11 protein-coding genes are annotated in these 15,025 nt (G+C 61.4%); 3 read left to right on the top strand and 8 right to left on the bottom strand.

The genetic code is table 11. The features are described 5' to 3' along the window. Nucleotides 1–55: 55 nt before the first annotated feature. Nucleotides 56–2,806: a preprotein translocase subunit SecA gene (secA, locus tag AB1E34_RS06290; RefSeq protein WP_372571484.1), complete on the bottom strand. Its 2,751-nt coding sequence runs from the start codon at nucleotides 2,804–2,806 to the stop codon at nucleotides 56–58. A 174-nt stretch (nucleotides 2,807–2,980) separates the two neighbouring features. On the opposite strand from secA, the gene AB1E34_RS06285 reads away from it, so the two are divergent. The 3 genes from AB1E34_RS06285 to mutT are packed head-to-tail and all read left to right on the top strand — an operon-like array spanning nucleotide 2,981 to nucleotide 5,459. Then, entirely contained in the window at nucleotides 2,981–3,832 is an 852-nt protein-coding gene (locus AB1E34_RS06285; RefSeq protein WP_372571483.1) for a peptidylprolyl isomerase, read from the top strand. A 5-nt stretch (nucleotides 3,833–3,837) separates the two neighbouring features. Beyond that, entirely contained in the window at nucleotides 3,838–5,064 is a 1,227-nt protein-coding gene (argJ, locus tag AB1E34_RS06280) for a bifunctional glutamate N-acetyltransferase/amino-acid acetyltransferase ArgJ (protein ID WP_372571482.1), read from the top strand. Beyond that, nucleotides 5,061–5,459, top strand: coding sequence for an 8-oxo-dGTP diphosphatase MutT (mutT, locus tag AB1E34_RS06275; RefSeq protein WP_372571481.1), 399 nt, complete (start codon nucleotides 5,061–5,063; stop codon nucleotides 5,457–5,459). The genes argJ and mutT overlap by 4 nt, the downstream gene beginning before the upstream one ends. 404 nt (nucleotides 5,460–5,863) lie before the next feature. On the opposite strand, the gene infB is transcribed toward mutT, so the two are convergent. The 7 genes from infB to flgK all read right to left on the bottom strand — a co-directional run bounded on the left by infB (nucleotide 5,864) and on the right by flgK (nucleotide 15,023). Further along, nucleotides 5,864–8,350 (bottom strand): translation initiation factor IF-2, encoded by a 2,487-nt coding sequence (gene infB, locus AB1E34_RS06270; protein WP_372571480.1) that lies wholly within the window; start codon nucleotides 8,348–8,350, stop codon nucleotides 5,864–5,866. 9 nt (nucleotides 8,351–8,359) lie between these two features. Beyond that, a complete protein-coding gene (locus AB1E34_RS06265) occupies nucleotides 8,360–8,983 on the bottom strand; it encodes an RNA-binding protein (RefSeq protein ID WP_372571479.1) in 624 nt (207 codons plus the stop codon). A 22-nt stretch (nucleotides 8,984–9,005) separates the two neighbouring features. Then, complete coding sequence (nusA, locus tag AB1E34_RS06260; RefSeq protein ID WP_372571478.1) at nucleotides 9,006–10,634, bottom strand: transcription termination factor NusA; 1,629 nt, start codon at nucleotides 10,632–10,634, stop codon at nucleotides 9,006–9,008. Then, nucleotides 10,634–11,302, bottom strand: a complete 669-nt coding sequence (rimP, locus tag AB1E34_RS06255) for a ribosome maturation factor RimP (RefSeq protein ID WP_372571477.1) — start codon at nucleotides 11,300–11,302, stop codon at nucleotides 10,634–10,636. The genes nusA and rimP overlap by 1 nt, the downstream gene beginning before the upstream one ends. A gap of 161 nt (nucleotides 11,303–11,463) precedes the next feature. Then, nucleotides 11,464–12,564, bottom strand: a complete 1,101-nt coding sequence (locus tag AB1E34_RS06250) for a flagellar basal body P-ring protein FlgI (RefSeq protein WP_372571476.1) — start codon at nucleotides 12,562–12,564, stop codon at nucleotides 11,464–11,466. Further along, the gene (locus AB1E34_RS06245) at nucleotides 12,561–13,568 is read right to left on the bottom strand and encodes a flagellin (protein ID WP_372571475.1); all 1,008 of its coding nucleotides are present in this window, start codon (nucleotides 13,566–13,568) and stop codon (nucleotides 12,561–12,563) included. The genes AB1E34_RS06250 and AB1E34_RS06245 overlap by 4 nt, the downstream gene beginning before the upstream one ends. Before the next feature lie 3 nt (nucleotides 13,569–13,571). Then, nucleotides 13,572–15,023 (bottom strand): flagellar hook-associated protein FlgK, encoded by a 1,452-nt coding sequence (flgK, locus tag AB1E34_RS06240; RefSeq protein ID WP_372571474.1) that lies wholly within the window; start codon nucleotides 15,021–15,023, stop codon nucleotides 13,572–13,574. Nucleotides 15,024–15,025: the final 2 nt, after the last annotated feature.

Here is a 15,025-nt window from a genome sequence, read left to right as displayed (position 1 = left end):
CGGCCAGTTTGTGGCCGCCGGGGGGAGTCATTTTGTCCGAATAAGGGCAGCGCCCTCAGGTCAGGCGCCCGTGGCAGTGTTTGAACTTCTTGCCAGAGCCGCAGGGACAGCGATCGTTGCGCGAGGGTTTGCCCCAGGTTTCCGGGTCATCCTCGACAAAACCGGGGGCCGCCTGCGCGCCGCTCTCGGCGGCCTGATCCGCGCCGGCCAGTGCCGGTTCCTTGGCTTTCCCATTCGGTTGCGCCTCGCTTTCGCCGGACGCGGCACGCTGCATATCCGCCTGCTGGGCGGTCATCTGGGCCAGCATCTCGCGCTGTTCTTCTTCGGTCAGCGGACGGACCCGTGACAATTGCTGGGTCACCGTTTCGCGCAGACTGTCCAGCATCCCTTCGAACAGCTGGAAGCTTTCGTTCTTGTATTCATTGAGCGGGTCGCGCTGGGCGTAGCCCCGGAACCCCACGACCGAGCGCAGATGTTCCAGCGTCAGCAGATGTTCGCGCCAGTTGCTGTCGATGGTTTGCAGCAGCACCTGTTTTTCGATGTTGCGCATGTTCTCGGGGCCGAAATCGACCGCCTTTTTCGCCATGTTCTCATCGGTGGCCTTGATCAGACGCTCGCGGATCTGTTCGTCATCGACCCCTTCTTCATCCGCCCAATCGATGATCGGCAGATCGACGCCCAGCTTTTCGATCACGGCGGCATAAAGCCCCTGCATGTCCCACTGATCGGCATAGGATTTCGGCGGCATATGCTGATCGATGATATCGTCGATCACTTGCTCGCGCATATCCGACACGATCTCGGACAGGTCTTCGGCGGCCATGATCTCGCGCCGTTGGCTGAAGATTACCTTCCGCTGGTCATTCATCACGTCATCGAATTTCAGGACGTTCTTGCGCATGTCGAAATTGCGGCCTTCGACCTTGGCCTGCGCCCGTTCCAGCGATTTGTTGACCCAGGGGTGAATGATCGCCTCGCCTTCTTTCATGCCGAGTGTTCGGAGCACCTTTTCCAGACGTTCCGAGCCAAAGATACGCATCAGGTCGTCTTCGAGGCTGAGGTAGAACACCGTGCGGCCCGGGTCGCCCTGACGGCCCGAGCGGCCACGCAGCTGGTTGTCGATGCGGCGGCTTTCATGGCGTTCCGACGCCATGACGAACAGCCCGCCCGCCTCAAGCACCTTCTTTTTCTCGGCAGCATGCTTGGCCTCTTCGGCGGCGCGCAGCTCGGCAGGGTCGGCTTCGGGGTTTTCCGCCAGAGCGGCGAGCACCTTCATCTCGACATTGCCGCCAAGCTGAATATCGGTGCCGCGACCGGCCATGTTGGTGGCGATGGTGACCGCGCCCAGATGGCCGGCCTCGGCGACGATCTGCGCCTCTTTTTCGTGCTGGCGGGCGTTCAGGACGTTGTGCTTGATGCCCTCCTCGGTCAGCAGCTGGCTGAGTGTCTCTGACTTTTCGATCGAGGTGGTACCGACCAGAACCGGCTGACCTTTTTCGTTGGCTTTCCGGATTTCCTTGATCATCGCGCCATATTTCTCGCCAGTGGTGCGGTAGACCTGATCGTCCTCATCCTCGCGCATGATCGGCTTGTTGGTCGGAACCTCGACCACGCCCAGACCGTAGATTTCGGCAAATTCCTCGGCCTCGGTCAGGGCGGTGCCGGTCATGCCGCTCAGCTTGTCATAGAGCCGGAAGTAATTCTGGAAGGTCACGCTGGCCAGTGTGACGTTCTCGGGCTGGATCGGGGCGCCTTCCTTGGCTTCGATGGCCTGATGCAGACCCTCCGACAGGCGGCGGCCGGGCATCATCCGGCCGGTAAACTCGTCGATCAGCACAACCTGACCGTCGCGGACGATATAGTCCTTGTCCTTCTGGAACAGCTTATGCGCCCGCAGACCCTGATTGACGTGATGTACGATGGACGTGCTTTCGGGATCGTAAAGCGATTGCTCATCGCTCAGCAGATCACGCGCCTTGAGCTGGTTTTCCAGAAACTCGTTGCCCTCGTCGGTAAAGGTCACGTTCCGGGTCTTTTCGTCCAGCTCATAATGGCTGTCATCCAGCGTCGGAATCACCGTGTCGATGGTCAGGTACAGGTCAGAGCGGTCCTGCGCGGGACCCGAGATGATCAGCGGCGTCCGCGCTTCGTCGATCAGGATCGAGTCGACCTCATCCACGATGGCGAAGTTGTGCTGTTTCTGGAACAGCTGATCCAGCTCTGACTTCATGTTGTCGCGCAAATAGTCGAAGCCCAGCTCGTTATTGGTGGCATAGGTGATGTCGCAGTTATAGGCGGCGCGTTTTTCATCCTCTGGCATACCGGTCCAGATCACGCTGGTACTCATGCCCAATGCGCCAAACACCTTGCCCATCCATTCGGCGTCGCGCTTGGCCAGGTATTCGTTCACGGTGACCACATGCACGCCCTTGCCGGTCAGCGCGTTCAGATAGGCCGGGAAGGTGGCAACAAGGGTTTTGCCTTCGCCTGTCTTCATCTCAGAGATATTGCCCTGATGCAGGAACGCGCCACCCATCAGCTGCACGTCAAAGGCGCGCAGGCCCAGCGCCCGCTTGGCCGCCTCGCGCACATTGGCAAAGGCTTCGGGCAGCAAATCGTCCAGGCTTTCGCCATCCAGGGCGCGCTTGCGCAGGTCTTCGGTCTTTTCCTTCAGCCCGTCATCGGACAGCTTTTCGAACTCTTCTTCCAGCGCATTGATCTTTGCGATCAGCGGGCGGGTCGCCTTGATCTTGCGGTCATTCGGCGTTCCGAACACCTTTTTGGTGAGCGTTCCCAGTCCCAGCATGTTCACTCCAGCGGATCTATTCTTATCGAGGTTGCGACAGGCTTGCCCGCCCTGCGCGCAACCCATAGATACGGGGGGTGAAGGCGGCCCTGTCCAAGGCTTCAACGCATGTAAGCGGCGGGTCTCAGAGTGTCAACGCCGCGCCCCGTCGCGGCCTGAATATAGGATGAATACATGCCCAAAGGCTTCACTTTTCTGCCATCTCTGGCGCTCGCTGCCGCGATGGCGCTGCCTGTGGCCGCACAAAGCCAGCCAGATGCCGACACTGTTGTCGCATCGGTCAACGGCGAAGACATCACGCTTGGGCATCTGATCCTGGCACGGGCGGCGCTGCCGCCAGAATATCAGCAGGTCGAGGATCAGGCGCTCTATGACGCCATTCTGGATCAGTTGATCCAGCAAAACCTGCTGCGCGATGCGCTGGGCGACGAGATGCCGCGTCAGGTCGCGCTGACGCTGGAAAACGAGGAACGCTCGTTGATGGCGGTGACCATGATCGACCGGCTGACCGCAGATGCCGTGACCGACGAGGCGCTGCAGGCCGCCTATGACGCGCAGTTTGCGGATTGGGAAGGCGGCGACGAATTTGACGCCGCTCATATTCTGGTCGAGACCGAGGATGAGGCCAAGGAGATCAAGACCGATCTCGACAACGGGGCCAATTTCGCCGAAACCGCAAAAGAGAAATCTACCGGCCCCTCGGGTCCGAATGGCGGTGCGCTGGGCTGGTTCGGCGCAGGTCAGATGGTGCCCGAATTCGAGCAGGCGGTGATGACGCTGGAACCGGGTCAGGTTTCGAATCCGGTGCAGACGCAGTTCGGCTGGCATCTGATCATCCTGAACGACAAGCGTAAATCCCAGGCCCCGACGCTGGATGCTGTACGCGGAGAACTGGCGCAGCAGATCCAGCGTGATGTGATCGCTGCGAAAGTGGCGGAACTGACCAGCGCTGCGAAGGTGGAACGCCCCGAGGTCGAAGGCCTGACGCCCGAGATCATCAAGCAGCTCGACCTCGTGCAGGAGTAAGCGCCTTGGCGACGATCACCCAGGTCTCACCGCTGGCGCCAGCGGGCTTTCCCGATCTGCCGCAAATAGCTGGCGTGCGCTTTGCCACCGCCGCTGCGGGTGTGAAATATACCGGGCGCACCGATGTGATGCTGGCGGTTCTCGACGCGGGAACGTCGGTGGCGGGTGTGTTCACCCGCTCTTCGACCCGCGCCGCGCCGGTGCTGGATTGCCAGCAAAAGCTGGGCGGTGACAGCACCGGCCCCGCCGCGATCCTGGTCAATTCGGGCAATGCCAACGCCTTTACCGGCCATTACGGGCAAGCTTCGGTCACCGAGGTGACCCAGGCGGTTGCAAAGACCACGGGTGTGCCGGTGAGCCGCGTCTTCACCGCCTCAACCGGCGTGATTGGCGAGCCGTTGCCCCATGATCGGATCGTGTCGCGTATCGAAGACATGAACGCGGGTCTGTCCGGTGATGCCATCGAGGGTGCCGCGCAGGCGATCATGACCACCGACACATTCCCAAAGGGCGCAAGCGCCCAGGTCGAGATCGACGGCAAGACCGTGTCCATCGCGGGAATCGCCAAAGGATCAGGCATGATCGCGCCAGATATGGCGACGATGCTGGTCTATATCTTCACCGATGCGGGGTATGATCAGGCGGCACTGCAAAGCGCGGTTTCGGCCATGGCTGACCGGACTTTCAATTGCATCACTGTGGACAGCGATACCTCTACCTCGGACAGTTTGCTGGTCTGTGCCACCGGCGCGGCGGGCGTGGACGCGACAGGCGATGCCGGGTTTGATGCCGCCCTAGAACAGGTGATGCGCGATCTGGCGCATCTGGTGGTGCGCGACGGCGAAGGCGCGACCAAGTTCATCGAAATCCGCGTCACCGGCGCCATGTCGAATGCCGAGGCCAAAACGCACGGTTTGTCAGTCGCCAATTCACCGCTGGTCAAGACCGCGATCGCGGGCGAAGACGCCAACTGGGGGCGCGTCGTGATGGCAATCGGCAAATCCGGCGCCACGGCGGACCGGGACCGGCTGAGCATTTCCTTCGGAGATATTCTGGTGGCGGAAAAAGGCTGGGTCAGCCCGGATTACCGCGAAGAAGACGCAGCCGCATACATGAAAGCGCCGGAGTTGGTGATCGCCATCGATCTGGGGCTGGGCGCGGGCAAAGCCACCGTCTGGACCTGCGATCTGACCCACGGATATATCGAGATCAACGCGGACTACCGGTCGTGAAAATCATACTTGTCTCGGCGGTTGCGCTGATCGACACCGATGGCCGGGTGCTGCTGGCGCAGCGCCCCGAGGGCAAATCCATGGCCGGTCTATGGGAGTTTCCGGGCGGCAAGGTCGAATCGGGTGAAACGCCAGAACTGGCGCTGATCCGCGAGCTCGAAGAAGAGCTGGGTATCAACACTTGGGAATCCTGCCTTGCCCCGCTGACATTTGCGAGCCACGGATACGATGATTTCCACCTGCTCATGCCGCTTTTTGCCTGCCGTAAATGGGAAGGCATCCCGCAATCCAATGAGGGCCAGCGGTTGAAATGGGTGCGGGCAAAAGATCTGCGCGACTACCCGATGCCACCCGCCGATATTCCGCTTATTCCGATCCTGCGAGATTGGCTGTGATCTGACTTGCGAGGTTTTCTTTCTGCTGTGGAGCTGCGCCACTCACGGTGTTTTGTATGTAATATCCAATTTCCACGCTACATATAGAGTTGCAGCGCCAGGTCCTTCGATCACCTGACGCTAAACAGTGTCTATTTTTGTTTTTTCGTGTATAATGATGAAATCCAAATACCTATTTGGGAGGATGTCACGTGCTACGGACAATTACGATCGGCACGTGTGTGTTCGTACAGGGCACATATGTGCGTGCGCTATCTGATGGGCGCATCGAAGTAAAAGTCGGCAAAAAGCTCTATTCGGGGCGTCCGGTCAAGGCTGCGGCCTGACGAAACGGCAAACTGCCACTCACACGACAAGGGGTTGGCCCATCGGCCAACCCCTTGTTTTCGTTCTGCAGGAACCGATCAGTCCAGTGTGCGGGTGACTTCTTCGCGTTCAAAGATCTCGATCACGTCACCGGTGCGAATGTCGTCATAGTTCTCGAACGCCATACCGCATTCCTGACCCGACTGAACCTCGGCCACTTCGTCCTTGAAGCGTTTGAGGGTCTTTAGCGTGCCTTCGTGGATCACAACGTTGTCGCGCAGCAGGCGGACACCGGCCGAACGACGCGCAACGCCTTCGGTCACGAGACAGCCCGCAACCTTGCCAACGTTGGAGACCTTGAACACGTCCTTGATCTCGGCATAGCCGATGAAGTTTTCCTTGATCTCGGCGCTCAGCAGACCCGAAGCGGCGGCTTTCACGTCATCCACAAGGTCGTAGATCACCGAATAATACCGGATCTCGACACCTTTCTGGTTCGCCGTGTTCCGTGCCGAGGTATTGGCCCGCACGTTGAAGCCCATGACCGGCGCGCCAGACGCTTCGGCCAGACCGATATCGGTTTCGGTGATGGCCCCGACGCCGGAATGCAGCACACGCACGCGCACCTCGTCATTGCCGATCTTTTCCATCGCCTGAACGATGGCTTCGGCAGAACCCTGCACATCCGCTTTGACCAGAATCGGCAGTTCCGAGACGTTCTCGTCTTCCTTGGCCTTCTGCATCAGCTGCTCAAGTGTGGTCGCGGCACCGGCGGCGGCGCGTTTGTCCTTGGCGGCCTGTTCACGGTAATCCGCAATCTCGCGCGCCTGCGCTTCGGTATCGGTCACGTTCAGAACGTCCCCGGCCTCTGGCGTGCCGTTAAGGCCCAGAACCTCGACCGGAACCGACGGTCCAGCCTCTTTCACGCGGTCACCCTTGTCGTTGATCAGCGCACGGACCTTGCCGTACTGCTCACCCACAACAAAGATGTCGCCCTGACGCAGCGTGCCTTTCTGAACCAGAACGGTCGCGACGGGGCCGCGGCCCACATCCAGCTGCGCCTCAATCACGGCGCCCTGGGCGGCGCGGTCGGGGTTTGCTTTCAGTTCCAGAATTTCGGCCTGCAGCGCGATGGCTTCAAGCAACTCGTCCAGGCCCTGGCCGGTGATGGCGGAGACTTCGACATCCTGTACCTCACCCGACATCTTCTCGACGATCACCTCATGCTGCAGCAGGTCGGTGCGCACCTTGTCCGGGTTGGCCTCTGGTTTATCGACCTTGTTGATCGCCACAATCATCGGCACCTGCGCCGCCTTGGCGTGGTTGATGGCTTCGATGGTCTGCGGCATGACCGCATCATCCGCAGCTACCACAAGCACGACGATATCCGTCACCTGCGCCCCACGCGACCGCATCGAGGTAAAGGCGGCGTGGCCCGGCGTATCGAGGAAGGTCAGCGTGGTGCCGCCATCGGTTTTCACCTGATAGGCGCCGATATGCTGGGTGATGCCGCCCGCTTCGCCGGCAACAACCTTGGCGTCGCGAATCGCATCCAGCAGCGAGGTCTTGCCGTGGTCGACATGGCCCATGATGGTGATGACCGGCGGACGCGGCTGCAGATCGCCCTCATTGTCTTCGACATCAGCGATGACGTCTTCGACATCGGCATCCGAAACACGCACCACCTTGTGGCCGAATTCCTCGATGATCAGTTCGGCAGTGTCCGCGTCAATCGACTGGTTCTGCGTGACCATCATGCCCATGTTCATAAGTGACTTGACCACATCACCGACGCGTTCTGCCATCCGGTTGGCCAGTTCGGAGACCACAATGGTCTCCGGCACCTGCACGTCGCGGATCACCTTTTCGCGCTCGACCGAGCCACCCATGGCTTTCTGCCGCGCGCGTTCCTGTTTCCGCTTCATCGCGGCCAGCGATTTCTGGCGGCCACCTTCGCCGCCCGAAAGCGCCTGGTTCAGCGTCAGTTTGCCCGAACGGCGGTTGTCATCACGGCCCTTGCCACGCGACGGGCGCTGTTCGCGATCGCGACGCGGCGCTTCGGCGGGGGCGGGGCGACCAGCCGGCGCGCTGCGCTGTTCCGGCTTGGGCGCTTCTTTGGCAGAGGCGGCCTCGGCAGCGGCGCGGCGCGCGGATTCTTCGGCTTCCTTGCGCTGGCGTTCTTCGTCGGCAGCTTTCTGCTTGGCACGCTCTTCGGCCTCGCGCTGCTCGCGTTCCTTCGCCTCGGCCTCGGCCCGGCGACGCTCACGCTCTTCGGCGCGCGCCTTTTCCTCAGCCGCGCGGCGTGCGGTTTCCTCTGCCTCACGCGCCTTGGCGGCCTGAACCGCTTTCAGGCGGCGGGCCATTTCGGCGTCAGAGATCCCGGCCGGGCGACGCGAGGGATCACCTGAGGGCGCGCCAGACCCGGCCCCGGGCTTTGACGCACCGGGCTTGGGGACCACAACGCGCTTGCGCTTGGTTTCCACCACGACATTCTTGGTCCGTCCGTGGCTGAAACTCTGTTTCACATTCCCCGAGCGGGGCGCTCCACGAAGACCCAATGTCTTTTTGCCGTCACTATCGCTCATCAAGCTTACTTACCCTTCCGCGCGGCCGTTGCCGCCGTCATCCGTTTCGCGCAAGCCACGCAGGCGCTGCGCTTCCTCTACAACACGTTTGGCGAGTCCACCAGAGGCCAGCGCCGCATGTATCACTGTTTGGCGTCCAAACGCCATGCCCAATTCGTCTGCGGTGAGCCAACCGATGTATTTACCAAAATGCGGCGTGCTCAATTTCGTCTTTCCGCGCGCCGATCCATCGCTGGCCTGAAGCAGAACCTGGGCCTCTTCCTTGTCGAGCCAGGTCTTGACCTTTTCAAAGCCCGCCACCGCATCACCCGACTTGCGGGCCAAGCTCAGCAAGTCGACAACACGGCGCGACAATTGCCGCTCGACCTCGTCGATGAGCCCGTCGGGGACCTTGGCCTGCATTTTCAGGCCCCGGCTGAACAGTTTCTTGTCCACGGCCCGTCCCAAGGCCGCACGATCAGCTGCGACATAAACGCCGCGACCCGGCAGCTTGCCCATTACATCGGGCACAACCGTGCCGTCCGGCCCTGCCACAAAGCGGATGAGTCCATATTTAGGACGCACCTCGCCCGTGGCGACGCATTTGCGTTCGGGACCGTCCGACCGGTCTTTCGAGGCGCCACCGCGACTCATCTCGACCCAACCGGGCCTGAGATCAGGCCCCGGCCTCCGCGCTGGTTTCTTCGCCGTCCTCAGACTCGACTTCTTCTTCGTCTGCCTCAAGCTCGGCCGGATCGACCCAGCCCAGCAGAACGCGCGCGGTCATGACCATCGCCTGTGCCTCTTCCAGGCTCATGCCGAACGGTTCCAGAATGCCGTCATCCTTGACGCGCTCGCCATCCACAGTGGTCCAGCCGCCCGCCAGTTCCCAATCGGCGCAGGTGGCGAAATCTTCCAGCGTCTTGACGCCGTCTTTGGCCAATGCCTCGATCATCTGGGGTGACAGACCCTCGAATTCAACCAGGCTGTCCTCAACACCCAGCGCACGGGCATTGTCCAGCGCCTGCTTGGCCTGCGCTTCCAGATAGTCGCGGGCGCGGGCCTGAAGCTCCTGTGCCGTGCCTTCATCAACGCCGTCGATGACCAGCAACTCGTCCAGCTCGACATAAGCGACCTCTTCGAGGTTGCCAAAGCCTTCGGAGACCAGCAGTTGCGCAAAGAACTCGTCCAGATCCAGTGTTTCCATGAACAGGCTGGTGCGTGCCTCGAATTCCTTCTGGCGACGTGCCGATTCTTCGGCCTCGGTCATGATGTCGATGTCCAGATTGGTCAGCTGGCTCGCCAGACGCACGTTCTGACCGCGGCGACCGATCGCGAGCGACAGCTGCTCCTCAGGCACGACGACCTCGATCTTGCCGGCCTCTTCGTCCAGAACCACCTTGGAGACCTCGGCGGGCTGCAATGCGTTCACCAGGAAAGTCGGCTGATCTTCGTTCCACGGGATAATGTCGATCTTTTCGCCTTGCAGTTCGTTGACCACAGCCTGAACCCGGCTGCCGCGCATACCCACACAAGCCCCGACCGGATCGATCGAGCCGTCATAAGAGATCACGGCGATCTTGGCGCGTGAACCGGGGTCGCGGGCGACTGCCTTGATGTCGATGATGCCGTCATAGATTTCCGGCACTTCCATCTTGAACAGTTCGGCCATGAATTCCGGCGCGGTGCGCGACAGGAAGATCTGGTGCCCACGCGGCTCGCGGCGGACCTCTTTGATATAGGCGCGCAGACGGTCGTTCGGGCGATAGCTTTCGCGGCCGATCTTGTCGTTGCGGCGCAGCACTGCCTCGCCGCCGCCGATATCGACGATCACATTGCCGAATTCTTCGCGCTTGACCTGACCGTTGATGATGGTGCCGGCGCGGTCCTTGAATTCCTCATACTGACGGTCGCGCTCTGCTTCGCGCACCTTCTGCAGGATCACCTGCTTGGCCGATTGCGCGGCGATGCGGCCCATTTCAACCGGCGGGACCTCTTCGACGAACTGATCACCAACGGCAGGGTTTTCCATATACTGCTTGGCCTGATCGACGGTGAATTCGGCCTGATAGTTCTCAAGCTCTTCATCCTCGACCACGGTACGGACGCGGGTAAAGGTGGCCTTGCCGGTCTTGCGGTCGATGCTGACGCGGATATCCATCTCAGCGCCGTAGCGGCTCTTGGCGGCACGGGCGAGGCTTTCTTCCATCGCCTCGACCACCAGGCCGGGATCGATCATCTTTTCCCGGGCCACGGCCTCGGCGGTTTGCAGCAGCTCAAGCTGGTTGGCTGAGGTGATTGCCATCAGTTCGTCTCCTCTTCGGACCCTTCCCGGGGTGCGATTTCGTCGCCCCGCAGGGTCGCGCTTGTAACGTCATCGCCCGGCAGGGGCGCATCTTCAACTATTTCGTCGAATTGGTCTTCGTTCAGGTCTTCGGGCAGCGCGCCTGCTGCCTTGCGCTGGCGCAGCATTTCCTTGATCAGATCATCGGTCAGCACCAGCTTGGCATCGCTCAGCCAGTCGAATTGCAGCCCAATGGTGATCGTTTCTCCGTGCTCGGGGATGTTGATCAGAACCTCATCGCCCTCGACCCCGGCCAATTCCCCCTTGAAGCGGCGGCGACCGTCGATCAACTCGGCGGTTTCGATCTTGGCCTCATAGCCCTCGAACATGTCGAAATCCTTGAGCCGGGTCAGCGGCCGGTCGATGCCCGGGCTCGATACTTCCAGCGTGTAGGCGTCCAGGATCGGGTCTTCGACATCCAGCGTGGCACTGACCGCATTCGAGATTTCGGCGCAATCGTCCACTTCGATGCCGCCATCGGGTTTGTCGGCCATGATCTGCAGCGTCGATTGCTTGCCGCTCATCAGACGGATGCGCACAAGCTCGAACCCCAGATCCTCGATCACGGGGGTGACGATCTCGGCCAGCCGCCGGTCAATCGCTGCCTTTGCTATCAGGTCGTTGCTCATCTTGGTCCAAACACAAAAAAACGGGCCCGCGGCCCGTCGATATTTCCCGGTGGAGCTTCAGGCCAGAGCCCGACGCGCCGCTGTTGAGAGGCATATACGTGGTGGCGGGTGAGTCTGCAAGAGGCGAAAACGCCCCCACCGCTCACCACCGCGCGCGCGTCTCAGCGCACGACAAATTCCGCGTGCAGCGCCCCGGCCGCCTTGATCGTCTTGAGAATGTCGATCATGTCCCTGGGCGAGACTCCAAGTGCGTTCAAACCGGCAACAACCTGCGACAGCGAGGTTCCTTCCGGCACCTCGGCCAGCTTGATGCCTTCGTCCTCTTCAAGTTCTGCAATGGTGCGGGGGACAACCACGGTTCGCCCATTGGCAAAGGGGTTTGGTTGCACGACCAGCGGTGCCTCTTCGATCCGCAGGGTCAGATTGCCCTGCGAAACGGCGACGCGCGAGATGCGCACATCATCGCCCAGCACGATTGTGCCCGATCTTTGATCGACCACCACGCGTGCCCGGCGCTCTGGCGTGACAAGGATGTTCTCAACTCTGCCGATCGCATGAGCCACCGAGGCCGACCGTGTCGCTGCGACATCAAGCTCGACCGTTCCGGAATCGCGCATCACCGCCACTGGGCGCCTGAATTCGCGGTTCACGGCTGTTTCGATGCGCCCCGCTGTGGTGAAATCAGGCTCCCGCAAGGCAAGGCGCAGGCGGGTCAGCGATGACAGGTCGAAATCGATCTCTTTCTCGACCCGTGCGCCCGAAGGGATGACCCCCGAGGTGGGCACACCGCGCACGACCGAGGCCGCCTCCCCCTCGACACTGGCGCCACCGGCCAGTACGGTGCCCTGCGCGACGGCATAAATCTGCCCGTCAGCGGCGTTCAGGGGCGTCATGATCAACGTCCCTCCCAGCAGGCTTTTGGAATCACCGATTGCGGAGACGGTAACGTCGATCTGCGAGCCCACCCTTGAGAATGGCGGCAGGCTGGCCGTCACGAACACGGCGGCGACATTCTTTGGGCGAAACTGCTCTCCGGTGACGTTGACGCCCAGACGTTCCAACACATTCGACAGCATGTCCTCGGTGAAGGGCGAATTGCGCAGCCCGTCGCCGGTGCCGTTCAGACCTACAACAAGGCCATAGCCGATCAGGTCGTTGCCCCGGACGCCATCGAAATCGACAAGATCCTTGAGCCGGATTTCTTCGGCGCTGGCGGGCAGGGCCAGAAAGAAGGTCAGGGCAAGAAGTCTGAAAAGGGTCATCTGAGGTAATTCACCAGGGACAATTGCGAGGATCGGACCGTTGCAGCATAGAGGCTTTCCAGCTGGAACTGGGCCGCCTCCAGATGCGTTGCCGTGTCATAGGGATCTGCCGCCAAAAGGCTGTTGTGGGCAAATTCGGTGGCCGTTGCGGTGGCAGCGTTTTGGGTTCGCGCCGCCTCGATCCGGGATTCCGTATACCCCAGATCAGCCTGTAGCAGGGTCAGGTCATCCTGGCTGCGCAGCAAGCTTGCGCCGGTTCTGTTCAGCAGATCGGATTGAACCGTTTCCGAGAGCCCCAATGCCGGGTCGGTTGCAAGAGCGGCCAAAGCGGTATCGCGCAGGAGGGCGCGGAATGTGGGATGATCGGCGCGCAACGGCAGGTTGGCGTTCTGGGTATCGGACAGCTTGATCGGGTCCAGGCTTTGATCGGAGCCCTGATAGATGACCGCCTCAAACCCTGCGGGATCGTTGAACCAGTCTGTGGCGGCCTGGATGATATCGACCGGCGTGGGCTGACCGCTCACCGCCGCGCGCAAGGCCGTCAAAAGCGCCGTGTCATCGGCCAAGGGTGTCGTATCAACCGCCTGCCCGGCAAACAGGCTGCGCCCGCCGGATCGTGTGTTCAATGTCGAAACCAGGATTTTGAGGTCATCGGCGGCCTGATTGCTCATATGCTGGCGGGTGACCTCTTGGCCGGGTGTGGTAAATGTGACCAGCTTTGCCGACAGATCCCCGACCCGGTCATGCAGGTTGGCAAGGCTTGTCTGCATGCCGCTGGCCCAGGCCCCTGCTTCGGCGGTGACCGTGTTGAAGGCCTGCACATGGCGCAGCCGACGATCCATGTCCGCCAGTTGTGAGTAATCACCTGCAAGACGCGTGTTTACATCCTTGGTCCGGCCCGAGCTAAGCTCATCGGTCAGCGTCGCAATCCGGGTTTTGATGTCAGCGCTGCGGGTGCGCAATACCAGAGAGCTGGCCAGATCGCCGATTGATGTCAGGGGCATGGGTCAGATCCTCAGCAATGTATCCATCAGGGTTCCGACAACTTCCAGAACCCGCGCATTGGCGGCGTAAGCCTGTTCGATCTGCATCAGGGATTGCAGTTCCGCGTCGGTATCCACGCCGATTTCCTGCTCTATCCGCTGAAATTCGGTGAAGGTGGCCGAGGCAAAGCTCGCACGCTGTTCGGTCTCGGCCGTGGCCTGCGAGGTGATTGACAGCATCGCGGTTGCGGCCCCACCGGCGGTCATCACGCCGGTTCCGAGATTTCCGCTCGCCAGCGTTCGTGGGTCTGTCAGCGCGGCGCTCATTGCTTTTAGCAAGGCAGCATCACCCTGTGCGCCCGAACCTGCGGCATTTAACCCGTCGCGCAGCCGCCAGCTGTCACCACCTTGGGACGGATCGACAACGGCGTTGAGTGCCAGCCGGTTCGACAGGCCAACCTCGTTGGCCGGCAGAAAGGCGGCACCAGCGTCGGTAAACAGGCCGGGGTCGGTGGCGGCCAGCGTCGGGTCAACCGCAGGGTCGGCAAAGCGGTCGATCAGGTCACGAGCGAGGGCATCGAGATTCTGCTGAGCCTCGACGGCAAGTTCGTCGCGAATCTGGAAATTGGCGGCCAGGGTGCTGCCACGGATTGGCGATGACCCGCCCTCGGTCCGGATGGCCATGCCGTTGATCTCAAGGCCCGAAAGCAATCCGTTTGCGTGGGTCATATGCGGTTCGGCAGAGGCGGCGGTGGTAAAGCTGAGCGTGGCGGCGGAGCCATCCAGCAGTATCGCGCCCCCTTCGCTGTAGAGCGCAATACGGCTATGGTCACGGGCCGCGATCTTGACCGGGATGATAGTATTGACCTGATCCACCAGTTGCTGACGTTGATCAAGTAGTGAGGCGGTATTCGCACCCGAAAGCTCCACCCGCCGGATACGGGCGTTCAGCGCCTCGATATCCTGTAGCGTGCCGTTCAAGTTGTCGACCTGCTGGCCGATATTGCGGTCGGCGCGGGTGCGCAGGTCGCGCAGGCCCGTGCCCGCCGAGCGGATCGACTGCGCAAGATCTTTGGCGGCGTTGACCGTGGCATCCAGACGGCTAGGCGCGCTGGGGTTGCTTGCGGCGGTGATCAGAGACGCCTCAAGCTCCGCTACGCGGTTGGTCAGCGCACCGGGGTTGTCGGAAGGGCCGATCAGAGCCCCGAAATCGGCATGAAATCGGGCCAGATTGTCCGCATTCAAGGACATGGCCTCGGCGCTGCGCCGGTTGTCTGTCAGGACGGGATCGGTGCGCCGCACCACCCCCAGGACGCGCACGCCCTGACCGGCAGTTGCGTTCGAGGTCAGTTCGAGGCTGCGCTTCGCATAGCCCGGGGTCAGTGCATTGGCGATATTGTCCGAGATCACGCCCGACGCGCGACCGCTGGCCGTGAGACCGCTGAGTGCGTTGCTGAACGCTGCCGAGATTGTCATAT

The organism is Ruegeria jejuensis, from assembly GCF_041537905.1.
GTDB lineage: Bacteria > Pseudomonadota > Alphaproteobacteria > Rhodobacterales > Rhodobacteraceae > Ruegeria_C.
The sequence above is the reverse complement of the archived record's forward strand: the minus strand, read 5'-3'. Positions and strand labels throughout refer to the sequence as shown.

Excerpts from the sequence above, each read along its gene's own strand:
- secA (WP_372571484.1), bottom strand. The coding sequence starts at position 2,806 with ATGCTGGGACTGGGAACGCTCACCAAAAAGGTGTTCGGAACGCCGAAT.
- AB1E34_RS06285 (WP_372571483.1), top strand. The coding sequence starts at position 2,981 with ATGCCCAAAGGCTTCACTTTTCTGCCATCTCTGGCGCTCGCTGCCGCG.
- infB (WP_372571480.1), bottom strand. The coding sequence starts at position 8,350 with ATGAGCGATAGTGACGGCAAAAAGACATTGGGTCTTCGTGGAGCGCCC.
- AB1E34_RS06265 (WP_372571479.1), bottom strand. The coding sequence starts at position 8,983 with ATGAGTCGCGGTGGCGCCTCGAAAGACCGGTCGGACGGTCCCGAACGC.
- nusA (WP_372571478.1), bottom strand. The coding sequence starts at position 10,634 with ATGGCAATCACCTCAGCCAACCAGCTTGAGCTGCTGCAAACCGCCGAG.
- rimP (WP_372571477.1), bottom strand. The coding sequence starts at position 11,302 with ATGAGCAACGACCTGATAGCAAAGGCAGCGATTGACCGGCGGCTGGCC.
- AB1E34_RS06250 (WP_372571476.1), bottom strand. The coding sequence starts at position 12,564 with ATGACCCTTTTCAGACTTCTTGCCCTGACCTTCTTTCTGGCCCTGCCC.
- AB1E34_RS06245 (WP_372571475.1), bottom strand. The coding sequence starts at position 13,568 with ATGCCCCTGACATCAATCGGCGATCTGGCCAGCTCTCTGGTATTGCGC.
- flgK (WP_372571474.1), bottom strand. The coding sequence starts at position 15,023 with ATGACAATCTCGGCAGCGTTCAGCAACGCACTCAGCGGTCTCACGGCC.